This window comes from Bradyrhizobium sp. BRP19 (genome assembly GCF_020194195.1).
Classification (GTDB): domain Bacteria; phylum Pseudomonadota; class Alphaproteobacteria; order Rhizobiales; family Xanthobacteraceae; genus Bradyrhizobium; species Bradyrhizobium yuanmingense.
In genome coordinates this window covers 462,703-484,944 of sequence record NZ_JADYVZ010000002.1, presented here as the reverse complement: position 1 = coordinate 484,944, position 22,242 = coordinate 462,703, and the positions used below count along the sequence as shown (strand labels likewise).

23 protein-coding genes are annotated in these 22,242 nt (G+C 64.9%); 12 read left to right on the top strand and 11 right to left on the bottom strand.

The features are described 5' to 3' along the window. Positions 1 to 15: 15 nt before the first annotated feature. A complete protein-coding gene (locus I6F36_RS08085) occupies positions 16 to 1,980 on the bottom strand; it encodes a hypothetical protein (RefSeq protein WP_225146677.1) in 1,965 nt (654 codons plus the stop codon). 239 nt (positions 1,981 to 2,219) lie between these two features. Here I6F36_RS08085 and I6F36_RS08080 point away from each other — a divergent pair, with 239 nt between their 5' ends. Together I6F36_RS08080 and I6F36_RS08075 are read left to right on the top strand one after the other, a co-directional pair. Further along, positions 2,220 to 4,529: an NADP-dependent malic enzyme gene (locus I6F36_RS08080; protein WP_225140286.1), complete on the top strand. Its 2,310-nt coding sequence runs from the start codon at positions 2,220 to 2,222 to the stop codon at positions 4,527 to 4,529. Between the two features lie 360 nt (positions 4,530 to 4,889). Then, positions 4,890 to 5,342, top strand: a complete 453-nt coding sequence (locus tag I6F36_RS08075) for a DoxX family membrane protein (protein ID WP_036000486.1) — start codon at positions 4,890 to 4,892, stop codon at positions 5,340 to 5,342. 3 nt (positions 5,343 to 5,345) lie between these two features. On the opposite strand, the gene I6F36_RS08070 is transcribed toward I6F36_RS08075, so the two are convergent. The 5 genes from I6F36_RS08070 to I6F36_RS08050 form a co-directional block, all read right to left on the bottom strand. Continuing rightward, positions 5,346 to 6,461 carry a helix-turn-helix domain-containing protein gene (locus I6F36_RS08070; protein ID WP_225146678.1) on the bottom strand — a complete coding sequence of 372 codons (1,116 nt, stop codon included), beginning with the start codon at positions 6,459 to 6,461 and terminating at the stop codon, positions 5,346 to 5,348. 298 nt (positions 6,462 to 6,759) lie between these two features. Next, positions 6,760 to 7,311 (bottom strand): dihydrofolate reductase, encoded by a 552-nt coding sequence (locus I6F36_RS08065; protein WP_225171253.1) that lies wholly within the window; start codon positions 7,309 to 7,311, stop codon positions 6,760 to 6,762. A 9-nt stretch (positions 7,312 to 7,320) separates the two neighbouring features. After that, positions 7,321 to 8,343 carry a polysaccharide deacetylase family protein gene (locus I6F36_RS08060; protein WP_036000479.1) on the bottom strand — a complete coding sequence of 341 codons (1,023 nt, stop codon included), beginning with the start codon at positions 8,341 to 8,343 and terminating at the stop codon, positions 7,321 to 7,323. 179 nt (positions 8,344 to 8,522) lie between these two features. Continuing rightward, on the bottom strand, positions 8,523 to 9,092 hold the full coding sequence (locus tag I6F36_RS08055) for a glutathione peroxidase (RefSeq protein WP_036022762.1): 570 nt from the start codon (positions 9,090 to 9,092) through the stop codon (positions 8,523 to 8,525). A gap of 89 nt (positions 9,093 to 9,181) precedes the next feature. Beyond that, positions 9,182 to 10,705, bottom strand: coding sequence for a L,D-transpeptidase (locus tag I6F36_RS08050; RefSeq protein ID WP_225114137.1), 1,524 nt, complete (start codon positions 10,703 to 10,705; stop codon positions 9,182 to 9,184). A 208-nt stretch (positions 10,706 to 10,913) separates the two neighbouring features. On the opposite strand from I6F36_RS08050, the gene I6F36_RS08045 reads away from it, so the two are divergent. After that, positions 10,914 to 11,462 (top strand): CreA family protein, encoded by a 549-nt coding sequence (locus tag I6F36_RS08045; RefSeq protein ID WP_036000425.1) that lies wholly within the window; start codon positions 10,914 to 10,916, stop codon positions 11,460 to 11,462. A 12-nt stretch (positions 11,463 to 11,474) separates the two neighbouring features. Here I6F36_RS08045 and I6F36_RS08040 read toward each other — a convergent pair whose 3' ends face one another. Further along, positions 11,475 to 11,687 carry a hypothetical protein gene (locus I6F36_RS08040; protein ID WP_036000463.1) on the bottom strand — a complete coding sequence of 71 codons (213 nt, stop codon included), beginning with the start codon at positions 11,685 to 11,687 and terminating at the stop codon, positions 11,475 to 11,477. 412 nt (positions 11,688 to 12,099) lie between these two features. Between I6F36_RS08040 and I6F36_RS08035 the strand changes: the two genes are divergently transcribed. After that, positions 12,100 to 12,264, top strand: coding sequence for a hypothetical protein (locus I6F36_RS08035; RefSeq protein ID WP_167361658.1), 165 nt, complete (start codon positions 12,100 to 12,102; stop codon positions 12,262 to 12,264). Positions 12,265 to 12,296: 32 nt separating this feature from the next. Further along, positions 12,297 to 12,659: a hypothetical protein gene (locus I6F36_RS08030; RefSeq protein ID WP_036000421.1), complete on the top strand. Its 363-nt coding sequence runs from the start codon at positions 12,297 to 12,299 to the stop codon at positions 12,657 to 12,659. A 10-nt stretch (positions 12,660 to 12,669) separates the two neighbouring features. On the opposite strand, the gene I6F36_RS08025 is transcribed toward I6F36_RS08030, so the two are convergent. Further along, the gene (locus I6F36_RS08025) at positions 12,670 to 12,915 is read right to left on the bottom strand and encodes a DUF6719 family protein (RefSeq protein WP_225114136.1); all 246 of its coding nucleotides are present in this window, start codon (positions 12,913 to 12,915) and stop codon (positions 12,670 to 12,672) included. A gap of 67 nt (positions 12,916 to 12,982) precedes the next feature. Further along, complete coding sequence (locus I6F36_RS08020) at positions 12,983 to 14,452, bottom strand: PLP-dependent aminotransferase family protein (protein WP_225171252.1); 1,470 nt, start codon at positions 14,450 to 14,452, stop codon at positions 12,983 to 12,985. A gap of 74 nt (positions 14,453 to 14,526) precedes the next feature. On the opposite strand from I6F36_RS08020, the gene I6F36_RS08015 reads away from it, so the two are divergent. The 7 genes from I6F36_RS08015 (at position 14,527) to I6F36_RS07985 (ending at position 21,020) form a co-directional block, all read left to right on the top strand. Further along, a complete protein-coding gene (locus I6F36_RS08015; protein WP_025035905.1) occupies positions 14,527 to 15,252 on the top strand; it encodes a pyridoxamine 5'-phosphate oxidase family protein in 726 nt (241 codons plus the stop codon). A gap of 54 nt (positions 15,253 to 15,306) precedes the next feature. Further along, a complete protein-coding gene (locus I6F36_RS08010; protein ID WP_225171251.1) occupies positions 15,307 to 16,584 on the top strand; it encodes an ArgE/DapE family deacylase in 1,278 nt (425 codons plus the stop codon). 243 nt (positions 16,585 to 16,827) lie between these two features. Further along, a complete protein-coding gene (locus I6F36_RS08005) occupies positions 16,828 to 17,640 on the top strand; it encodes an alpha/beta hydrolase (RefSeq protein ID WP_225171250.1) in 813 nt (270 codons plus the stop codon). A gap of 32 nt (positions 17,641 to 17,672) precedes the next feature. Further along, entirely contained in the window at positions 17,673 to 18,512 is an 840-nt protein-coding gene (kynA, locus tag I6F36_RS08000) for a tryptophan 2,3-dioxygenase (RefSeq protein ID WP_036033884.1), read from the top strand. A gap of 8 nt (positions 18,513 to 18,520) precedes the next feature. Beyond that, positions 18,521 to 19,723 carry a kynureninase gene (gene kynU / locus I6F36_RS07995; protein WP_036022791.1) on the top strand — a complete coding sequence of 401 codons (1,203 nt, stop codon included), beginning with the start codon at positions 18,521 to 18,523 and terminating at the stop codon, positions 19,721 to 19,723. A 141-nt stretch (positions 19,724 to 19,864) separates the two neighbouring features. Then, entirely contained in the window at positions 19,865 to 20,263 is a 399-nt protein-coding gene (locus tag I6F36_RS07990; protein WP_036022775.1) for a PaaI family thioesterase, read from the top strand. 151 nt (positions 20,264 to 20,414) lie between these two features. Then, positions 20,415 to 21,020, top strand: coding sequence for a GNAT family N-acetyltransferase (locus I6F36_RS07985; protein WP_036000398.1), 606 nt, complete (start codon positions 20,415 to 20,417; stop codon positions 21,018 to 21,020). Positions 21,021 to 21,100: 80 nt separating this feature from the next. Here the strand turns inward: I6F36_RS07985 and I6F36_RS07980 are convergent, their stop codons facing one another. After that, a complete protein-coding gene (locus tag I6F36_RS07980; protein ID WP_036000395.1) occupies positions 21,101 to 21,400 on the bottom strand; it encodes a hypothetical protein in 300 nt (99 codons plus the stop codon). Positions 21,401 to 21,495: 95 nt separating this feature from the next. Further along, positions 21,496 to 22,182 (bottom strand): DUF2161 domain-containing phosphodiesterase, encoded by a 687-nt coding sequence (locus tag I6F36_RS07975; RefSeq protein ID WP_057029000.1) that lies wholly within the window; start codon positions 22,180 to 22,182, stop codon positions 21,496 to 21,498. Between the last annotated feature and the right edge of the window lie 60 nt (positions 22,183 to 22,242).

Below are 22,242 nucleotides of genomic sequence, written 5' to 3'. Positions count from 1 at the left end.
ATCCGGGAGATCGAACTACAGCCCCGTCGAGGCCTCGATCCTGAACTGCGCCAGCGCGCTCTGCGGGTCGGTTTGCGAGAGCTGCATCAATTGCATCAACGGCACCTTGGCGCGGGGCGTCAGTTTGATGGTCAGCGTCTGCCCCGGCGCTTCCACGAATCCGGCGAGCGCGTCGACCGCGCCCCTGGCATCGCTATTGGTCCCTGCGATCTTCTCGCCTTGCGCCCTGATCATCGCGACGATGGCGCTGCGGGCAGCATCGCGGCTGACATTCTGCATGCGTGCGAACTGCGCCACGACGAGATCGACCACGCCGCCGTCACGCAGCGAGGCCTCAAGCGCGCCGGTTTCGACCAGCGCTGCCTGACCCATCGCCTGCGCCGGGTCGGTCGTGAACAGGCCGCGCGGCACATTGACGAGCGCGACGCGGGTCTGCAGCCTGGCGAGGTTGCCGAGATCGAGCGTAGCGGGGGCGAGCGCGAACGCGCCCGACGATTCCGTCCAGGCCGCGCCGAGATCCAGATCGATCGCCAGCTTGTCCACGCCTGCCACGATCAGCGGCTGCAGCGCCGGATTGGCGGGATCGGTCGGCGCGACCATCTTCACGACCAGATTGACCTTGCTCGGGATCGGCCCGACGAACTCCCCCCAGTTCAGGCTGATCGTATCGATGGTGAAGAGCTGCCGCGTCGTCTTGTACGGCGAGACCACGCCCTTGATCTCGGCACCTTGGAGCACGCGGAATAGGCCGACCATCTGATCGGGCGAGGGCGGCCGTCCCGGCGTTTGGAGACTCGCCGCCCAGCGCATCAGATTTGCCACGCTGAAGGACTTCAACGCGAAGCGGTCCATCTTGAACTGGCCCTGCGGCATCGGGATGTCGAGGCCCTCCAGCGTTATTCTGTCCTGATCGTATTTGACCGCGTCGAGCCGTCCCGTCCCTTGCGGCGTCTCGGCCGTTTGCCGGCCAATTTCGGCCTTGCCGATCTGGAAGCCGTCGAAGAGGTCGGCCACCTTCTCGATCATGTCACGCGACTGTGCCGGCGTTGGGATCGAGCCGTCGGCCGGCACCAGCGCGATGATCTCGGCCGGCCGGAATTTCGAGGGCCGGATGGCAATGTCGTCGAAGGTGAACCCGTCCACCTGCATGCGCATGCCGGGAGCCGCCGTCACGACATAGGAGTTGACCGAGATGCGCCGATAGATCCTGTGAAAATTGTCGTCGTTCGATCCTTGCGGATCGAGCGCAGCCCTCACGGCGGTTGGGTCGAATTCGTAGATGGCCAGGCCGGACAATTCGCCGGTCATCTTCGCGGGCCTGCCCGGCTGGGTCAGGTCGACCGTAAGGGCGACGCGGTCCATCTTCGCCGTTTCGATCTTGCCCCGGTTGACGTTCTGGATGGACACGCCCGAATAGACATAATCACCGCCGCCGGCATTGCCGCCCGCATCGACGTTGACCTCGAGGGTCGGCACCGCGATCTCCGACGCCGAGATGTTCGCGTATTGCGCGAGGATGAAGCGGTACATGTCGATAATCGAGCCGGTCACCGGCGTGCCCTCTGCGCGGGTCGGGCCGGAAAAATCGCGCGCGGTGATCTGCGGGAGCTTGTAGTTCGCCTTCACGGTGATCCGCTCGGTGGATGTAAAGCCGACCTCGACGCCCGACGCCTCGATGCTGTCGGCCGAGAAACGAGCCTCGTCCGGCTGGCGCACACCGACGGCCGTGATCTTGGCGACCTTCAAGGTGGCGAGCTGCGCCTGGGCAGGCTCGACTTTGATGTCCTCCACCGTCAGCGTCCGGGTCGCGAGCTCGAACCCGATCTTGCCATGGCTCGCCTTGCCCCCACCCGAGCGGATCTGCGCGAACACCGCCTCGACCTCGGCGGTCGCCCGGTTCTGCACATACAGATTGAAGCCGAACCATCCGCCCGCGGCGAGCACCGCTCCCACGACGAGGCCGATCAGGATTCGCTTCATTCCCAGCTCCGATTGCCGATTTTGGATCGCGCAACCTGCCATATTCGCGAAACGCCGCGAGGTCCAGAGAAAGCTATGGTTTCAAATATTTGACGGCGCGCCCTGTTGACGGGGATGCAATCGGATGTTGCCACCGGGCCTTCGGCCGTGCTTCATCCCGTTTCCATGACCCGGAAATACGGTCCGCTTGGGCCGTCGAATCGCATTTTTGAGGCCGGTAACGCGAGGCGAGACACCGCATGTCGTCCTATTCTGATGATCTCCACCAGGCGGCGCTCGCCTACCACCGTCTGCCGCGCCCTGGAAAGCTCGAGATCCAGGCAAGCAAGCCGCTTGCCAATCAACGCGACCTCGCGCTGGCCTATTCGCCGGGCGTCGCCGCGGCCTGCACCGAGATCGCCAAGAATCCGGCCGAGGCGGCCACGCTCACCACGCGCGCCAACCTGGTTGCCGTGGTCTCCAACGGCACCGCTGTGCTCGGCCTCGGCAATATCGGTCCGCTGGCCTCCAAGCCGGTGATGGAAGGCAAGGCGGTCCTGTTCAAGAAATTCGCCGGCATCGACGTGTTCGACATCGAGATCGCCGCCGACACCATCGACCGCGTGGTCGAGACCGTGGCCGCGCTGGAGCCGACCTTCGGAGGCATCAATCTGGAGGACATCCGCGGGCCGGAATGCTTCGAGATCGAAGCGCGCTTGAAGGAGCGCATGAAGATTCCGGTCTTCCACGACGACCAGCACGGCACTGCGATCATCGTCGCCGCCGCCATCACCAATGGTTTGAGGCTGAACGGCAAGAAGCTGTCCGAGGTCAAGATCGTCGCGTCGGGGGCAGGGGCCGCGGCGATCGCGACACTCAATCTCCTGGTCTCAATGGGCGCGCAGCGCAAGAACATCTGGGTCTGCGACATCGACGGCCTCGTGCACGAGGGCCGCAACACCTCGATGGACCGCTGGAAGGCGGTCTATGCGCAGAAGACCGACAAGCGCACGCTCGCCGACGTGATCGGCGGCGCCGACATCTTCATCGGGCTCTCGGCGCCGGGCGTGCTCAAGCCGGAGATGGCCAAGGCGATGGCCGACAAGCCTTTGATCATGGCGCTCGCCAATCCCGTGCCGGAAATCATGCCGGAAGAGGCGCGCAAGGCGCGCCCCGACGCCATGATCTGCACCGGCCGTTCCGACTACCCGAACCAGGTCAACAATGTCCTCTGCTTTCCCTTCATCTTCCGTGGGGCGCTCGACGTCGGCGCCACCGCGATCAACGAGGAGATGAAGCAGGCCGCCGTCGAGGCGATCGCGCAGCTCGCGCGCGAGGCGCCGTCGGATGCCGTCGCGCAGGGTTTCGACACCGGCGAGACGCAGGGCTTCGGTCCGGGCTCGCTGATCCCGAGCCCCTTTGATCCCAGGTTGATCTTGCGCATCGCGCCGGCCGTGGCGAAGGCGGCGATGGAATCGGGCGTCGCAACGCGCCCCATCACCAATTTCGACGAATACACCGCGCTGCTCGAGCGCTTCGCCTTCCGCTCCGGCCTCGTCATGAAGCCGATGTTCGCCAAGGCCAAGACCCAGCCGGTGCGCGTGATCTATGCCGAAGGCGAGGACGAGCGCGTGCTGCGCGCCACGCAAGTCGTGCTGGAGGAAAAGCTGGCGCGGCCGATCCTGGTCGGCCGTCCGTCGGTCGTGGAGGCGCGCATCAAGCGCTTCGGCCTCTCGATCCGGGCCGGCAAGGATTTCGACCTCGTCAATCCCGAGGACGATCCGCGCTACCGCTCCTACGTGCAGTCCTATGTCGAGGTCGCCGGTCGCCGCGGCGTGACGCCGGATGCAGCCCGCACCGTGGTGCGCACCAACAATACGGTGATCGCCGCGCTCGCGGTCACGCGCGGGGAAGCAGACGCCATGCTCTGCGGCGTCGAGGGCCGCTACATGAGCCATCTGCGCCATGTCCGCGAGATCGTCGGCTTCTCGCCTGGAATCAGCGACTATGCGGCGCTGGCGCTATTGATCACCAGCAAAGGCGCCTTCTTCATCGCCGACACGCAAGTTCGCCCCAATCCGAGCGCGGAGGAGCTTGCCGAGATCGCATCGCTCGCCGCGGTCCACGTCCAGCGCTTCAACATCAAGCCAAAGATCGCCTTCGTCTCGCATTCGGATTTCGGCAGCTACGACACCGATTCCTCACGCAAGATGCGGCTGGCGACCCAGCTTCTGAAGGACAAGCATCCGGAGATCGAGGCCGACGGCGAAATGCAGGGCGACACCGCACTCTCCGCAGCTGCGCGAAGGATGGTGCTGCCGCATTCCAAGCTGGAGGGCGAGGCCAACATCCTGATCATGCCGACCCTGGATACCGCCAACGTCGCCTATCAGATGATCAAGTCGCTCGCGGACGCGCTGCCCGTCGGCCCGATCCTGGTCGGCCCGGCGCGCCCCGCGCATATCCTCACCCCCTCGGTGACGGCACGCGGCATCCTCAACATGACGGCCGTGGCCGTGGTAGAAGCGCAGGAACGCGCCTCGCGGCAGCAGCCGACGTTGTTTACGTAAGGCACCGCTGTCGCGCCGCTGGAGGTGCAATCCTTCTCCCCTTGTGGGAGAAGGTGGCGTAGGCGGCCTTCGGCCGCCGTTCTTAGCGACGCCGAAGCGAAGCTTCGGCCGTGGCGCCGGATAAGGGGTTGTTTCCGCGAGTCGGGATCTCGCGAGTTGCCCGTGCCGATAGATACCCCTCATCCGTCTCGCCGCTTCGCGGCGAGCCACCTTCTCCCACAAGGGGGAGAAGGGAAGAGACCGGCAATTTTGAATTCCTATCAGTTCGCCATTTCCCCGTTTGTAAACCGGCGCACGACTCTCCATAATCCCCTTCAAGCGTTCTGCGTTCTGCGCTCTGAGCTTGCCAAGAGGCCGATCATGCCAGCGTTCGTGACTTTCGGGCGAATCCTGTTCGCCGTGCTGTTCATCTACACGGGCGCGACCAAGCTGTTTGCCATCCAGGCCACCGCCGACGTCATCGCAACCAAGCTCGTGGTGCCCGATGTCGTCGCGCCTTATGCCCAGCAGGTCGAGACGGCGACCGCCATGACCACGCCGCAGCTGTTGGCGATCGCGATCGGCGGGCTCGAGATCATTGCAGGGCTGATGATCGCGTTGAATTTCGGCGCGCGTTTCTTCGCGATGCTGCTGATCGTCTACGTCGCCGTCGCGACCGTCCTGTTCTACGATTTTTGGAACATGGCGGCGCCCGACAACGCAAAGATGCTGGTCGACGCGCTCAAGAACCTCTCGATCATCGGCGCGCTCTGCATGATCATCGGCTATGGCCGCACCACGCGTCCGGCCGAGGCGGCCTACGGCGACGTCTAGCGGTCACTCCGCTCTCGGCGGCGCGATCTCGCGCATCCAGCGGGAAATCGTCGCGCTGCTCGCTCCATCGCTGCCGCGCTGTCGGCCGAGCAGGGCGGCCTCCCGTGCGGCGCGGGGCGTGATGCCGTAGGCGGCCTTGAACGAGCGCGTGAAATGCGCGTCGGTGCCGAGCTGCCAGCGCCGTGCCACCTCGCTGATCCGGGGGCCCCGCGCGCCCGAATTGGCGAGGTCGAAGAAGGCGCGGTGCAGCCGGCGGCTGCGGATGTAGTCGGCGATGCCGCCGACCGGGGCGAACAGCCGGTACAGCGAGGCCCGGGACAGGCCGAAATGGGCGGCGATCGAATTGGCCGACAGATCCTCGCTGGCAAGGCCAGCCTCGATATATTGGCGGATCCGCATCAAGGACGGGCTTGCCGCGACGCCATGGTCGGCATCGGCCTCGCCCCGTTCGATTTCGTTGCGAAGGCACGCGGCCAGCAGCGACACCGTGCCCTCGACCACGGATTGGCATTCGTCGAGGCTCATGCGCGGGGCAAATTCGAACAGGGCGGTGAGATGCCCCGCCAGCAATCGCGCGATCACGCTGCTGCCCGGCAGCACCAGGCCATGCAAATCATCGACCCGCAAGAGATGGGCGGCGAACATCGGGCGCGGCACGACCAGCGTGACATTCTCGAACGCCGTCGCCTTGGTCTCCAGCGCCTGGGCGAGATCGAACAGGCAGATGTCGCCGGCGCGTACGCGCATCGGCCGTGTGCCGGCAACGCCGCCATAGCCGCCCTTCAGATAGAGCTGGAGGATGATGTGGTCGACGCCGCTGCGCGCGATCGTTTCGGCCGTCCGGCGGAAACGCTGGCCGCTGGCACGGCTCAGCCCGATCAGCACCGGTCCCATGGCGTAGGAGCTGAGGTCGGCGCGAAACGGGCCCGGTTCGCCGGCCGCGAGCTCGTCCACCTCGAACAGCGTGGCGACGGCTTCCCGCCACGCTGCGATGTTCGCCTCCGTCTCCATCTGATCGGCGCTGAAGCCGAATACCGGCAGCAGGGACGATATCGGGGCGACATCGTCATTCAATCCGGAAGCGTCCGTCGGACTAGTCGTCGTGCAGTCGTCGCTCATTCTGGCCGTGGGTTAGTTTTTGCTCTTTTGTCTCAGTCTATTGATGCGGTGTGTCGCAGCCGTTGGCCCGTATTGACGCCGCGCCTCGGACGTTGGCTATAGCGCCACGACCGCCGTCGGGGCCGATTTTCGGGTCTCGGCAAATATGCTAGCCGGCTTTGCGCTGGCCGGCGGCGGGACCAATTTTAACGCGACACATCAACAGTATGTCCAACGGTATGATGTTGCCGGTACTGTGCATGGGGTTGTTTTTCCAGTTTGAGTCGGAGCCGGCGTAAGCGCCGCCACTGCCGGCAGGCTACCCCCGCCGCCACGGGGTCACGGTCACCTCATGCGCCGCGTCGAGGAGGTAGGGCGCACCCGGCCTCATCCCGCGCGCAGCCAGCACCTCGTGAGGCGTCCGCTGGGGTACGCCGACGAAGCAGCCTTCACCGCCGGGCAGCCGCACATGCGGAGCCTCCGACAGCCAGAACGTGTCGTAGCGGTCCATGAACAGGTCGAACACGACCGGGCCGCCGATGATGGCGACCATGCCGGATGCGACGTCGGCGAAGGCGCAGGCCTCTTCGAAGCTCGCATGCTCAGGATTCCACAGCGTCGCGTTCGGCATCTCGGGATAGACGGTGAGGTCCCTGATCTTGCGGGTCAGGATCAGCCGCTTGCGGCTGGCCGAATTCGGCTGCTGCTCGTGCGAGTTGCGGCCGTGCACGATCAGCGCGGCGCGATCGAGCGCCTGCTCGAAGAACCGCTTGTCACCTTCGAATTTCAACGTCTCAGGCATGATGTGCGACGGATCGGCGAGCATGCCGTCCGCGGAGACGATGACGTAGCCTTCGATACGGAAAGACAAGTGCGACGGCTATTCGGAAACGGTGGTCACCACCGAATTGACCGGGCGCTGACTCACCGTCGGCAGCTTGAGGTCCTTGAGCAGCTCCTGGTCGTATTCCGGCAGCGTCGAGGCCGGGAACTTGGCGCGCATCGCGACCACCTTGTAGCCGCCGGCCTTCAGCCGCTTGAGCAGCTCGGGCAGGGCCTCCGCGGTGTGCTTCTGGAAGTCGTGCATCAGGATGATGCCCTTGCCCTTTGTGTCGAGCTTCTTCATCACGGTCTCGACGATCTTCTCGGGCTTGGAAGCCTTGAAGTCGAACGAGTCGATGTCGCAGGAGAAGCTCGCGACATTGCGGTTGCCGAGATAGGTGACCATCTCGGGCGGATGCTGCAGCGCCGGGAAGCGGAAGAACGGCGCGGGCGAGATGCCGCCGAGCGCCCACTTCACCGCCGCAAAGCCCTTCTCGATCTCGTCCTTGCGCTGCGCTTCGTTGAGCTTCTTGTTGTTGAGGTTGGCGTGCGACCAAGTGTGGGCGCCGACGGTGTGGCCGGCTGCGTAGACCTGCTTGAGGACCTCCGGCTCGTAGGTCGCGTGCTTGCCGATGATGAAGAAGATTCCGGTGGTGCATTCGTCCGCGAGCGCCTTCAGCACCGCGGGCGTGTTGCGCGGCCAGGGGCCGTCGTCGAAGGTCAGCACGACCTCCTTGTCACGCAGGAAGTCGAGCTCCTTGAAGTGTTCGAAGCCGAAGCCGGGACCGCCCGTGGTGTCGATCTCGACCGTGCGGGCGACGCCGAGGGCGCCCGGCGTGTTGCAGGCCGCGCGGGCCGGCTGCGGCGGCTGTTTCGGCGGGGGCGGATTGACGAAGCCCGCTGGCGCCGCAGCCGCTGCTGCGGGCGCTGGAGCTGCAGGGGATGTTGCAGCCGCTGGTGTTGCCGCCGGCGCGGCTTGCGGTGCGGCCGCGGGCTTCGCGGCCGGCGTCTGCGACCATGCGGCGCCGGAGAGCGCCACCGACATCGCACCTGCTAAAATCAGTCCTGCCGCCACGCGCATGGTGATGTCCCTCGAGATTGATCCCGTTGTTCCGCCGTGGCTTTTCGCCTGCGGCAAAAACCGTCCTGCCCAAAACAATCCTAGCCTAGATGGTGGGCCATCGCCATTGCAACGGCTGTTTGATGCCGCGTCGCAATTGTGCCCAGCCGGATGGCGTGCACTTGAGTCGTGCACGTGAGTCAAGTGTCGGCCAGGGCCCTTGCAATGGCGGTCTTGATCCGCGTGTCGGCCGGCTCGACGGCGGATGGAAATACCTCGGCGATATAGCCGTCGCGGCCGATCAGGTATTTGTGGAAGTTCCAGCGCGGAACTTCCTTCGGTCGGGCTTCCGCGGCCCATTTGTAGAAGGGATGCGCCCGCGCACCGACCACCGCAGCCTTGGCCGTAATCGGGAAGGTAACGCCATATTGGTGGTGTGCGGTCTGCGTGATCTCGCTGCTGCCACCGGGCTCCTGGCCGCCGAAATCGTTGGACGGCACGCCGATCACGGTGAGCCCGCGCCCGCGAAACTCGTTCCAGATTTCCTGCAGGCCGGCATATTGCGGCGTGTAGCCACAGAGCGAGGCCGTGTTCACCACCAGCAGCGGTTTGCCGGTGAACGTGGCGAGGCGGATGTCGTCGCCTGACAATGCGGGGAAGGAGAAGGCGTAGGCCGAGATCCGGCTCATGGCGCCATCGGCGAGGGCGCGCGTGACAGGCGCGAACGCGCCCGCAAGCGTGACGCTCAGCACGGTTCTGCGATTCATCATGACGGCGTCCCCCGAGATGATCCGAGGGCAGATTACTCCGCCACTGCGGCCTCGCGCGTCAACACCGCGTTATCGGTCCTGCGAGAGAGCTAGTACAGGCGGACGATGAAGTCGGTACCTTCGCCGGTCTCGCCCTGGTTGATGCCCTGGTCGGAGACGATGATCGAGCCGCCTGACGTCAGCATCTCGTTGATTTTCGCCATGGTCTCAGTGGGGACCGAGATGCGGTTGAGGGCTTCGGCTGGGCTGTCCGGCGTCACCACCGGTTTTGCGGCGACGGGGATCACGGCGGCACCGCGCTGGCGGCGCGCCACGCGGTTGTCGTCCTCGCGCGCCACGGAACGGGCGGACACGGGCAGCGACACCACCGACCAGTGCAGCGTGTTGGCATCGGCCTTGTCGAGCTCGGCGGTGAAGACATGCGTGCCGAGCGGCCGGTCGCTCGCGGCGATCGTGACAGGCACCTCGAACAGCGGCGCAAAATTCTGCCGCACATAGAGCTTGGAATCCTTGCGGCTGATGAAGACGGCAATCTGGCCGGCCCGCTTGGGTGTGTCCGGCTTTGCCGCCGGCGCAGGATCGGTGAGGCGGCCCTCGTCCTTCTTTGCATCGGGTGCGGTGGCGAGCGCCGGCGCATCGGGTGCCTTCGCGGCTTCCGTTTTGACCGGGTCGACCTTGTCGGCAGGCTTGTTCTCGGTCGCCGGCTTGGCGGCGTCTTCGGACGCAGGCTTGGCCGCTTCGGCCGTCTTGACCTCGTCGGCCGTCGCCGCGGCTTCCTCGCGCGCAGCCGCATGGCCGGTGGTCACGTCCGACAACACGGTGTGGCCGACCGAGGTGCGCAGCTCGACCACGCTGTCGGCGCTGGCCGTCTTGGTCTCGACCGGCTTGGCTTCGGTCGTGCCCTTATCGGCCTTGTCAGCGACATTGGTCTGCGGCGCGAGGCTCGCGGCGGGCTGCGGCGGCACGCGCATGGAGGCGAGCACGGGATGGGAGAAGCTTTGCGGAGACACCTGGCCGGGCGCCACGATCACGCGCGCGCCCATCCTGGTCCAGTTCCACATCTTCATCGCGAACGCCATGGGCATGCGGATGCAGCCATGCGAGGCCGGATAGCCCGGCAGCGCGCCAGCATGCATCGCGACGCCGGACCAGGTGATCCGCTGCATGTACGGCATCGGCGCGCCGCTATAGAGGTTGGAACGGTGGAATTTGTGCTTCTGGATGATGCTGAACACGCCCATCGGCGTCGAGTGGCCCTTCATGCCCGTCGACACCGGTGATTCCGCGAACACGCCGGCTTTGTCGTAGACCGTCATCTTCTGCCGGTCGATCGAGACGACAATGACGAGTGGCCCTTGCGGCTTGGTGCCGGCTTCCTTCTCGACAACGACGTCCTTCTTGCTTGCGGCGCCGCGCTTTTGCGGCTTCTGGCGCGGTATTTCGGGAAGCCGGTTCGGCCGGGCGTAGTAGGGCCGGTCGGAATAGTCCGTCCAGTAATAAAATGCTGCGTTTGCTTCGCTGGTTGCGCCGATCGCACCCGCCGCCGTCAACATGGCGACCTGCCACAGCCGTGCCGGCTTGGCAGGCGAACCCCACCCGTTCACGCTGTTCATCCTCGAATCCATTATCCAAATCAGACGTTAGTCTCGCAAAGGGGATACGCGTTCACCAGCAGCGCGGTTCTGCCATCAGCTACTTTTGTCCAAGGCGTAGCAAAAAAGCCTCACGGAGCGGTAAACGGCGGCCGGGTCCGCTCCTCTGCCGCCTTCCTGACCGCCGCTTGCGTTCCTACATTGCGGGGACTTGTTAGCGGAGAACTTCATGTCATCTCGTTTCCCCGGTCTTTCGAGCATCCGTCTGAAAGGCCTCGCTTTATTCCTCCTGGCTCTGACCGCGCCAATGGCGTCGGCATCTGCGGCCGACGAACCTGATCTGATCTTCCGCCGCTCTACCGTGTTCAAATGGATGAGCCCGAACGACAAGCTCGCGACCTATGGTCTCGACGATCCCGAAGTCGAAGGCGTCGCCTGTCATTTCACGGTGCCGGAGAAGGGCGGCTTCAAAGGCTGGCTCGGCCTTGCCGAGGAGGTCTCGGACATCTCGCTGGCCTGCCGCCAGGTCGGCCCAGTCAAGTTCAAGCACAAAATGGAGCAGGGCGACGACATGTTCCGCCAGCGCCGGTCGCTGTTCTTCAAGAAGATGCAGATCGTGCGCGGCTGCGACGCCAAGCGCAACGTGCTGGTCTACATGGTCTATTCAGACAAGCTGATCGAAGGCTCGCCCAAGAACTCGACCTCGACCGTGCCGATCATGCCGTGGGGACCGGCGGACGCAAACGTCCAGAAGTGCGGCGAGTTCTTCACGCAATGAGGCGCTCCGCGTTCACTCCTGCAACGCGCTCGCGTTCACCCGGCGGCGATCGCGCGGCGTCGCAAGGCGCGATCCGGTCAGTCGCACGAACGTCTGCGGCGCCGCCTCGAGGCCGCGGCTCGATTGCAGCGCCATTGCGCCGGTGCTGCCGCGAATGATCGGTTGATCTGCGCGCTCCGTCGGTGGATTTTCATCGCGCGGCGTTGCGCGATTTCCCGCCATCATGGCCATCCCTCACGTGAATGCGCCCGATGATCCGGGCGTCTCGGTTTCGATGGCTTGGGTCGTTGCTGAACCAATTCCGGTTCGACAGGATCCAGCCTTCTTTTGCCGCCCTTTCAGCAGAAAAACGTAAAATGCATGTGAAGCGTGCGCGGCGGCCGCGTGACAACGCCTGGGCGGGGTGCACGTCCGTGCCGGCGCCGGAACTTGGCAGGCGACTTTGGCCTGCCGCCAGACCTATCTGAAATAACTGGCATTTTCCGAGAATTGTTTCGTCGCCGTGGCCGGGACGAAACAATTCTCACGAAGACGAAACCATTTTAAGTTTTTCGCGCATCACGCGCGAAACCGCCCATGGTTATCAGGCTGATAACGACGACGGCGCACCGCCGGCAATCGAATTGGGACACAGATCATGCGCGCGCTCAGCTTCATCCTTGCTTTCGGTTTCGTGCTCGCCGGCTCCTCGTTGGCGGGTGCGCCCGACGGCAATCTCCCCGGTGTCGGTACCTTCCAGTACAGCGGCTCGCCCGTTGCGGTTCCGGCCGCTCAGCCGATCATGGTCGCCGCGCGCTTCTGACTGCACACAACGAAACAGCCGGCAAAACTATCATGTTGCTTCGTCTCTGCGCCGCAGCGTTCGTGTCCCTTCTGACGATCAGCTCCGTTCAGGCGCAGGTCCGCTCACCTTCCAGGCTACCCGATCCGCGTGGCGAATTCGTGCGCCAGTGTGCGCCGCACATGCTCGGGCGCTGGCAGCATCCGGAAGCGGTCTGCGGCTGCCTGCACGATCACGCCGCCGCGGCCGTCGAGGATCGCGATCTGCGCGAAGCGCTGCTGCGCGGCATCAGCGAGACCGGCGTGCCCACCATCGAGACCGATTGGGTACCGGCCTCCAAGCACAGCGAGATCGGCCCGACCTTCACCAAGATCGCCAAACCGACCCTGCAGTGCATGTTCGATCCGGCGAAATAGTCCCGGATCCTTACTTCGTTTTCGGTCCGTGCCGCGGCACGCAGGAACTCGTGCGCGAGACTCCCTTGTCGGTCATCTTCGCGCCGCGCACTTCCCTGAGCTGACCGGCGGGGCAGGTTCCGTCATCCACGAGCACGCGCTGGCCGAGCTTCAGATCGCCGATGTCCTGCTCGCGTCCGACTGTGGCAGCGGGTGCCGTCGAGACAAGCGCGATGGAGATCAGCAGCGAGAGGCAGGTCGCGTGGCGCAGCAGCATGATGTGAGGTCCCGGAATCGATGCCGCAATCTAGGGAGCGGCGGGCGATTCTGATAGTGAAGCTTCGTCAGGCCCGGCGGGCCGGTTTTCCCTTTGCGGCCAAGGCTGCGCGCGATTCCCTCGCGAGACGTTCCGCGGACGCCACGAGCTGCGGCACGGGATGTCCGGAAAATCCCAGCACGAAGCCGGGCAGGGGACGCCCGCGCGAATAGGTGTCGGCCAATAGCCAGCCTTCGGCGCCGGCCGCCTGCTTGGCCAGCGCCGCCACCGCCGGATCGACGGCAGGATCGAACCGGGCGACAAGATGCAGGCCTTGTGAGGGCACCGGCACCGAAAGCGCGCCACCGGATGCGACTTCCAGCCTCTCGGCGAGCACGTCGCGCGCCTCGCGATAGAGTTTCCGCACGCGCTTCAGATTCGCGGCGAAGGCGCCGGAATTGAGCATGTCCGCCACCGCGCCCTCCATCAGCGTGCCGGGAAAGCGGTCGAGCGCCGCCCGCGCCGTCGTCACGTCCGCGATCAGGCGTTCGGGCAGCGCGCAATAGCCGATGCGCAGGCCCGGAAACAGCGTCTTGGCAAAGGTGCCGAGATAGATCACGCGCTGGAGGCGATCGATGCCGGCGAGCGACATCAGCGGCGCGCCGTCATAGCGGAACTCGCTGTCGTAATCGTCCTCGAGCACGAATGCGCCGGCCAGTTTGGCCCAGTCCAGAAGCTCGAGCCGTCGCGGCATCGACATCTGCACGCCAAGTGGAAACTGGTGCGACGGCGTAACGTAGGCCGCGCGGGCGGACGGTGCCGCGATGCGGCCTTTGGCGACGCGCATCCCGTGCTCGTCCACCGCGACAGGCACAGTGCGATAACCGCAATGGACGATGGTTTTTCGCGCGGCGGGATAGCCCGGGTCCTCGCACCAGACCTGGTCGCTGGATTTCAGGATCGCGCTCAGCACGATGCGCAGCGCGTGCAGCGTGCCCGAGGTCAGCATGATCTGGTCGGGATCGCAACGCAGCCCCCGCGCCGACAACAGATGGTCGGCGATCGCCACGCGCAGCTCGCGGCTGCCGCGAGGGTCGCCATAATGCAGGTGCTCGGTTCCGAATGCGCGCATGCGGCGGCCGACGAAAGCGCGAAAACGCTGCACGGCGCGTTCGTCGATATGGGTGCAGCCAAGCGCAAACGCGCCTTGCTTTGGCGCTTCGAGAACGACCTTCGGCTTGTTCGGCTCGGCGGCGCGCTGGGGTATACGCGCCGCGACGAACGTTCCGGAGCCGACCGTCGCGTCGGCAAAGCCGTCGGCGATCAGGCGCTCATAGGCGGTGACGACGGCGTTGCGGCGGAATCCGGTCTGCCTGGCCAGCGTCCGCGACGGCGGCAGCGGCTCGCCCGGCCTGACCAGGCCGGAGACGATCATCTCGCACAGCGCCTGATAGAGCCGGTGCGCGGCGGAAGCGCCGGCCGTGACGTGAGGGCCGCTGAGGTCGAGCGGAAGCTCGGGCTTGGTTCGGGACGACGAATTGGTCGGAATTTTTTGCATGGAATTGGAACTATCGCAGACCAAATGCGCCGCTACAACTGCTCCGGATTTCTTCCATCCGAGCAGGAGCGGCCGTGAGCCAGACCGAGACCTCGAATTCCTATCCGACATCGGCACGCAACCAGGTGAAGCGCCGGCACGACCGCGGCTTCTATGATCACGACACGGTTCATCGCATCCTGGATTCTTCGATGCTGTGCCACGTCTCCTACGCAATCGACGGCCAGCCCTATTGCACGCCGACCTTCTTCTGGCGCGAGGGCACCAGGCTGTACTGGCACGGATCGAGCGCCAGCCGCATGCTGCGCAACCAGAGCAAGGGCGAGCGCGTCTGCCTGACGGTCGCCCATCTCGACAGCCTCGTGCTGGCACGCTGCGGCTTCAACCATTCCGCCGACTACCGCGCCGTGATGGCGTTCGGCACGGCCTATCTCGTCACCGATCCTGATGAGAAGGAGCGCGCGGTGATCGCCATGGTCGATCGCTTCTTCCCGGATCGCACCGCCGGCCTGCGACAGAGCACCACGCAGGAAATCAAGGCGACGTCCTTCATCGCAATGGAAATCGAGGAAGCCTCGGCCAAGATCCGCGCCAAGGGCGTCGCCGACGATGACGAGGACTATGCGCTGCCGATCTATGCGGAGCGCATTCCGGTCCGCACCGTGCTCGGCGCCCCCGAACCGTGCCCGCGCCTGCTCGATGGTGTCAGCCGGCCTGCGACTCTGAACGGCTATTCCGAAGGCCGGCTGCTCGAAGATGCATTGCGGGATGCATATTTTCTGGAGTACCCGAACGGCTGAAATCGGCTAGTTTGCGCGCTCCCTGGGACCATTGGAATGTCTGGAGTCGCCCGAATGAATGCCGAAACGCAGCAGAGGATTCTTGACGCCGTCGACAGCGGCTTCGAGGCTCAGCTCGCAACCACCCGCGATTTCGTCGCGATCCCTTCGACCCGCGGGGCGGAGGGACCATGCCAGGACATGATCGGCGATCTCCTGCGCGAACGTGGCTACGAGGTCGACGACTGGCATATCGACGTCGAGGATTTGAAGGATCTGCGCGGCTTCGGTCCGATCGAGCACGACTTCTCGAAGGCGCGATCCGTGGTGGGAACTTACCGTCCGAGAACCAATGGCGGCAAGTCGCTGATCCTGCAAGGGCACTGCGATGTGGTGCCGGCCGGTCCGCTGGAATTGTGGGAAACGCCGCCATTCGCGCCGGTCATCAAGGACGGCAAGATGTTCGGCCGCGGTGCCTGCGACATGAAGTCCGGGACGATCGGTGCGCTCTATGCGCTGGACGCGATCAAGGCCGCGGGCTTCAGGCCGACGGCGCGGATCCATTTCCAATCGGTGATCGAGGAGGAGAGCACCGGTGTCGGCGCACTCTCGACGTTGCAACGCGGCTATCGCGCGGACGCCTGCTTCATTCCGGAGCCGACCGGCGGCAAGATGGTGCGCTCCCAGGTCGGCGTGATCTGGTTCCGCCTCCGCGTGAAGGGGTATCCGACCCACGTTGCCTTCGCAGGCTCCGGCGCGAACGCGATCATGGCGGCATATCACCTGATCCAGGCGCTGCAAAAGCTCGAGATCGAATGGAACGAGCGGGCCAAGGCCGACCGTCACTTCAAGACGATCGACCATCCCGTCAACTTCAACGCCGGCATCATCAAGGGCGGTGACTGGGCCTCGAGCGTACCGGCCTGGTGCGATGTCGACTGCCGGATTGCGGTGTTGCCGGGCTGGTCGATCGCCGATCACCAGAAGGAGATCATGGCTTGCGTCGCCGCCGCTTCGCGCAATCACCGCTTCCTCGCCAACAATCCGCCGCAGGTCGAATGGTCCGGCTTCCTGTCGGAAGGCTATGAGCTGACCAACGCCGCGGAGCCCGAGGCTGCGTTCGGGAAGGCCTTCAACAGGGTCTATGGCGGTACGCCAGAGGACCTCGTCTTCACGGCGCTGACCGACACGCGCTTCTACGGCCTCAATCACGGCATCCCGAGTCTGTGTTTTGGTGCCAGCGGAGGCGAGATGCACGGCTTCAACGAGTTCGTCGACCTGGAGTCATTGAAGAAGGCGACCAAGGCGATGGCGCTGTTCATCGCGGAATGGTGCGGCGCGGAGAAGGCGTAGCGGTCTCCCCATCGCCACTGCGGTAGGGTGGGCAAAGGCGCACTTGCGCCATGCCCACCACCTTTCTCTCGGATGAACCAAGATGGTGGGCACGCTCCGCTTTGCCCACCCTGTACCCTCGTAGCGGTCGCTGCCCAATCCACCGGCTCCCTCAATCCTTTAAGCTTAAAAGAAAGACTAGGATGCCGCCCTGACCGGTGGCAGACTGGCTTCGGTTCGTCGGACGAGTCCTCGGGAGCAACGATGCGCGATTGGGATGACGCTTACGCCAATTCGGCCCACATCCCGGGCTCGGACAAGATGCCGGCGCTGTGGGCGGAGCGGGCAGCGGCCTACCGCGCCGGGCTGAAGAAATTTCGCCCCGACATCGCCTACGGCGCCGGCGAGCGCCAGAGGCTCGATCTGATCCTGCCTGACGGCGACAGCAAGGGTCTCGTCGTCTTCGTCCATGGCGGCTACTGGATGCGCTTCGACAAATCGACCTGGACCGATCTCGCCGAAGGTGCGCGGCACCATGGCTGGACGGTGGCGCTGCCGAGCTACACACTGGCACCAGCTGCCCGCATCTCCGATATCACTGCGGAGATCACCGCCGCGATCGCCAAAGCGGCATCGCTCGTCTCGGGGCCGATCCGGCTCGCCGGCCATTCCGCCGGCGGCCATCTCGTCACACGCATGCTGTGCGGCGACAGCCGGCTCGAGTCCGCCGTCTACAACCGCATCGCCGGTACGCTCTCGATCAGCGGCCTGCACGACTTGCGTCCGCTCCTGAAGACGGGGATGAACGAGACGCTGCGCATGACGATGGAGGAGGCGACGCTGGAAAGCGCGGCGCTGCATCTGCCACGAGGGCGTTCGCCAGTGACGGCCTGGGTCGGCGGCAGCGAGCGGCCCGAATTCATCCGCCAGTCCGATCTGATGGCGAACATCTGGACCGGCTTCGACGTGCCGACGCACCTCGTCGTCGAGCCCGGCCTCAACCATTTCACGGTGATCGACGGGCTCAAGGATCCGTCGTCACAGATCACCGCGCGCCTGATCGGCCTCGATGAATGAGGCCAGGGACGATCGATCGAGAGGGGCCAGCCATGACGTCCAGCGATTACGATCCCACAAGCGAAGGCGCCGAGACCGATTTCACCCGGCGCATGTCCTACGGTGATTATCTCGCGCTGGACGCGATCCTCGGTGCGCAGCATCCGCTGTCGGAGGCGCATGACGAGATGCTGTTCATCATCCAGCATCAGACCACGGAACTGTGGATGCGGCTCGCCATCCACGAGCTCGCCGCTGCGCGCCGTGCGATCTCACGGGATGAGGTGCAACCCGCGATGAAGATGCTGGCCCGGATGTCGCGTATCTTCGAGCAGCTCAACGGCGCCTGGGACGTGCTGCGCACGATGACGCCCAGCGAGTATACCCGCTTCCGCTCGCAACTCGGACAATCCTCGGGCTTCCAGTCGCGGCAATACCGGCTGATCGAATTTCTGCTCGGCAACCGCAACCACGCCATGCTGAAGCCGCACGCGCACGATGCGGAGACGATCAAGCTGCTCGAAGCCGAGCTCGCGACGCCGAGCCTCTATGACGAGGTGCTGCGGCTTGCCGACCGCAACGGGCTCAAGATGCCTGCTGCGGTGCTGGCGCGCGACGTTCGCGAAACCCACAGCTTCAACGAAGGCGTGCTGCAGGCCTGGCGGATCGTCTACGAGGCGCCGGAAACCCACTGGATGCTCTACGAACTGGCCGAGAAGCTGGTCGATTTCGAGGATTATTTCCGGCGCTGGCGCTTCAACCACGTCACCACGGTCGAGCGCGTCATCGGCTTTAAGCGTGGCACCGGCGGCACTGGCGGCGTCAGCTATCTCAAGCGCATGCTCGAGGTCGAACTGTTTCCCGAACTCTGGCGCGTGCGTACGATTCTGTAGGGATGTCCATGACCCGGCTTCGCGTCTACGACGATACTAGAGCCTTGTTCCATTTGCCTGACGGCGTGATCTATCTCGACGGCAACTCGCTGGGTGCGCTGCCGCTGGGCGTTGCCGAGCGTGTCAACCGCGTGATCACCGAGGAATGGGGCAACGAGCTGATCCGCGCCTGGAATAGTGCAGGCTGGTATGTGCAGCCGCGCCATGTCGGCGACCGCATCGCGCGGTTGATCGGCGCGGAGGCCGGCTCGGTCATGGTCGGCGACACGCTGTCGCTCAAGGTCTATCAGGCGCTAGCTGCCGCGCTCGACATGAGCGTCTCGCGCAAGGTGATCCTGTCGGATACCGGTAACTTCCCGACTGACCTCTACATGGCTGAAGGCCTGATCGCGACGCTCGGACGGGGCCATCAATTGCGCCTGGTAGCACCGGAGGAGATCGAGGACGCATTGTCTGAGGAGATCGCCGTTCTGTACATCACCGAGGTCGACTACCGCACCGGCCGCCGCCACGACATGGCGAAGTTGACAGCGAAAGCGCATGCGCTCGGCATCGTCACGGTCTGGGATCTCGCCCATTCCGCCGGCGCGCTGCCGGTCGATCTCGCCGGGAGCGGCGCCGATTTCGCCGCGGGGTGCACCTACAAATATCTCAACGCCGGCCCCGGCGCGCCGGCCTTCCTCTATGTCGCACCGCGCCATGCCGACGGCGCGCGCGCCGCGCTGTCGGGGTGGATGGGCCACGCAAAACCGTTTGCTTTCGAGCTTGCCTATGCGTCCGCGGGCGGCGTCGAGCGCATGCGCGTCGGCACCCCGCCGGTGCTCGCCATGGCGGCGTTGGAGGCCTCGCTCGATATCTGGGACAAGGTCGATATTACCGAGGTTCGTGCGCGTTCGCTGGCGCTGGGCGATCTCCTGATCGGTGAAGTCGAGCGCCGTTGTCCGCAACTCAAGCTCGTGACGCCGCGCGACCATGAGCTGCGCGGCTCGCAAGTCTCCTTCGCCTTCGCCGGCGGCTACGCCGCGATGCAGGCCCTGATCGCCCGCGGTGTCGTCGGCGACTTTCGCGCGCCCGACATCATGCGCTTCGGCCTCACGCCGCTGTACATCGGCGAGAGCGAGATCGTGCGGGCCGCGGAGATCATCGAGGAGGTGATTTCGGGGGAGATGTGGCGACGGCCGGAATATCAGGTCGTGCATGCAGTGACGTGAGGGCGGTCTCGCGCCCCCGGGCGCAGTGCAGCGCTTCCCGGCTCTGCGCGCCGATGTCAGCATCGCCATTACCTCGGACGTCATTGCTTTGCGGCTTGAAGCAATTCACGTTGAGCCAACAAGAAGTTGGGAGGAGATCCGATGACGCCGCTCGAGAAGCTTAAAGCGATGAAGATGCCGTTCGCCGAACTCAAGGGCGTCGAGTTTGTCGAGGCGGAGAAGGACCGCGTGGTGGCGCGGATGACAGTCCGGCCCGAACTCTGCACGCTTTACCACACCATCCACGGCGGGGCCGTGATGGCGCTGGCCGATTCCGTCGGCGCGGCGGCGACCGTGATCAATCTGCCCGAGGACGCCAAGGGGACGACCACGCTGGAGAGCAAGACCAATTTCATCGGTGGGGCCAAGGAGGGGGCCACGGTCATCGCCACCGCGACCCCGGTGCACAGAGGGCGGCGGACCCAGGTCTGGACCACCAGATTGGAAACCGAGGACGGCAAATTGGTTGCGGTGGTGACCCAGACCCAGCTGGTCCTGTGAAACTATGGGACTTTGATTTTATTAACGAATTGGTCGCTTCGGTGCCCGAAACTTGGGCAGGTCTCCGTCTTGAAAATCATGGTGCGATGCACAATATAGGAGGCCTAGGGATTCGAACGCCTCCTCGAGGGACACCAAGAGGAGTTCTGACGTGGTACTTGAAGACACCGTCCGTACCGTTCCCGGCTATGTGCGGACCCTGATCCAGCAGGAAGAATTGCCGCTCCTGCGCGATCACCTGCTGAGGCTTGATGCCGGCAGCCGGCACGACCGTTTCAACGGCTTTCTCGACGACAGCTTCATCGAGCGCTACGCCGCCCGCTGTGCCGAGGACGGCACCGTCATCGTTGCCTATATCGTCGAAGGCGTGGTGCGCGGCGCGGCCGAGCTGCACCCGCCGGAGGACGGTTCCTTGCCGGAGGTCGCCTTCAGCGTGGAAGCCTCCGCGCGCCGCCAGGGCGTCGGCACCGTGCTGTTCCGCCGCCTGATCGCAGAGGCCCGCTGGAAGGGCTACAAGCAGCTGCGCATCACGACGGGCGCGGACAATCATGCGATGCGGGCGCTCGCCAGGAAGTTCGGGGCCCATCTGGCTTTCCGCCATGGTGAATCGACCGGCACGATCGACCTCGCCAAGACGCCCGAGGCCGAGCTTGCCGATCTCGCGGCCTCGCCGTTCACGGCCGGGCGCGCGCTTCTCAGCTTCAACAGCACGTGCTGGAAGCTGATCTCGAGCATGTACGGCAATCGCGCCGCATAACCGGGAAATTGCGGACAGGAATCAAAAAGCGGACCGGCCAGGCCGGTCCGCTTTCGTGTTCGGTGCGATGAAAGGAATGCTCAGCTGCGCGTGCCGGCGCCGAAGCGGCGGACGACGCGGCGTTCGACCACGACGGAGCGCTGCGCGCCCTGTTCGCCGGCGATCACGCGGGTGGCGGTGATGCGGCTGTTGGAGCGGGCCTGCTTCTTCACCTCGGCCTGGACGACGTCGAGCGGCATCCCCATCAAGGCTGCGGCGATCTCGGCCTGCTGCGCCTGGTCGTCTGTGATGCCGACAGCGGCGAAGATCGCCTCGTCCAGGGTCGGGGGATCGTGGCGGACGCGCCGCGTGCCATATTTGGTATTCCAGTCTGCGCTCATAACGGCCTCATCTTGATGCCGGGATACCTAGTGCCGCCAATGTTGCATTGCAATATGAAATCGGTGCGGCATCTCAGCTATGCACCGGTCTGGTGTCACAGCGGTGACGCAGCACCTGCGCCGACCTCCACCCGTTGCTGAGGCCAACGTTTCAGGGCGGCGTGTCCAGCTTCGGTGAGCCGGTAGATTCCCCGCTCCGTGCGTTCGAACCAGCCATACACATTGTTAAGTAAGATCTTGCCGGCATCGGGGCAGCGTTCGCGCAGCTCGCGCACCGGCTTCGGCCCTTCGGCAAGGGCCGACGCGCAGGCCAGCGCCTGCTGGCGATAGGCCGTCATGATCGGTGCGCGGGTGCTGCCGCCGAGCACGGGGTCGCCCTGGCGGCGCTGATGCTCGGCGACGAGACGCGAGCGCACCTTCGGCTCGCGGCGCGGCGCCGCGGTCGGCGGCTTCACCAGCACTTCGACCTGGCCGCGATCGGTCACGCCGAGCATGCCGAAGCCGAGGCGGCGGCAGAGATTGCGATAGCGTGCGTCGCTCTCGCGTCCCTTGCCGCGCGCGGACATCTTCGCTGCGATCCAAACCTCGTCACCGGCCGGCGCGCGATCGACCGCCTGCAGGATCAGCTCGAGATTAAAGGCAAGCTTGAGCTCGCCGATCACCACCACTGGCGGATCGCCCGCGCTGAGGCCGACGAGATCGCAACCACCGATCTCGCCCTTGACCGTGAAGCCGAGCTCTTCGAGGAAGCGTTTGACGGGCAGGTAAAGCGCGGTTTCCAAGGGACGTCCGATCAGAGAATCAGTTGCAGCCAGTCTAGAGCGTTCTCGGCCCCGATTGAA

Coding starts and splice junctions, on each gene's coding strand:
- I6F36_RS08005 (WP_225171250.1), top strand. CDS start 16,828: ATGCGCGATTGGGATGACGCTTACGCCAATTCGGCCCACATCCCGGGC.
- I6F36_RS08045 (WP_036000425.1), top strand. CDS start 10,914: ATGTCATCTCGTTTCCCCGGTCTTTCGAGCATCCGTCTGAAAGGCCTC.
- I6F36_RS08010 (WP_225171251.1), top strand. CDS start 15,307: ATGAATGCCGAAACGCAGCAGAGGATTCTTGACGCCGTCGACAGCGGC.
- I6F36_RS08085 (WP_225146677.1), bottom strand. CDS start 1,980: ATGAAGCGAATCCTGATCGGCCTCGTCGTGGGAGCGGTGCTCGCCGCG.
- kynU (WP_036022791.1), top strand. CDS start 18,521: ATGACCCGGCTTCGCGTCTACGACGATACTAGAGCCTTGTTCCATTTG.
- I6F36_RS08025 (WP_225114136.1), bottom strand. CDS start 12,915: ATGCTGCTGCGCCACGCGACCTGCCTCTCGCTGCTGATCTCCATCGCG.
- I6F36_RS07990 (WP_036022775.1), top strand. CDS start 19,865: ATGACGCCGCTCGAGAAGCTTAAAGCGATGAAGATGCCGTTCGCCGAA.
- I6F36_RS08070 (WP_225146678.1), bottom strand. CDS start 6,461: ATGAGCGACGACTGCACGACGACTAGTCCGACGGACGCTTCCGGATTG.
- I6F36_RS08055 (WP_036022762.1), bottom strand. CDS start 9,092: ATGATGAATCGCAGAACCGTGCTGAGCGTCACGCTTGCGGGCGCGTTC.
- I6F36_RS08080 (WP_225140286.1), top strand. CDS start 2,220: ATGTCGTCCTATTCTGATGATCTCCACCAGGCGGCGCTCGCCTACCAC.
- I6F36_RS08075 (WP_036000486.1), top strand. CDS start 4,890: ATGCCAGCGTTCGTGACTTTCGGGCGAATCCTGTTCGCCGTGCTGTTC.
- I6F36_RS08020 (WP_225171252.1), bottom strand. CDS start 14,452: ATGCAAAAAATTCCGACCAATTCGTCGTCCCGAACCAAGCCCGAGCTT.
- I6F36_RS08050 (WP_225114137.1), bottom strand. CDS start 10,705: ATGAACAGCGTGAACGGGTGGGGTTCGCCTGCCAAGCCGGCACGGCTG.
- I6F36_RS08060 (WP_036000479.1), bottom strand. CDS start 8,343: ATGCGCGTGGCGGCAGGACTGATTTTAGCAGGTGCGATGTCGGTGGCG.
- I6F36_RS08040 (WP_036000463.1), bottom strand. CDS start 11,687: ATGATGGCGGGAAATCGCGCAACGCCGCGCGATGAAAATCCACCGACG.
- I6F36_RS07980 (WP_036000395.1), bottom strand. CDS start 21,400: ATGAGCGCAGACTGGAATACCAAATATGGCACGCGGCGCGTCCGCCAC.
- kynA (WP_036033884.1), top strand. CDS start 17,673: ATGACGTCCAGCGATTACGATCCCACAAGCGAAGGCGCCGAGACCGAT.
- I6F36_RS08030 (WP_036000421.1), top strand. CDS start 12,297: ATGTTGCTTCGTCTCTGCGCCGCAGCGTTCGTGTCCCTTCTGACGATC.
- I6F36_RS08035 (WP_167361658.1), top strand. CDS start 12,100: ATGCGCGCGCTCAGCTTCATCCTTGCTTTCGGTTTCGTGCTCGCCGGC.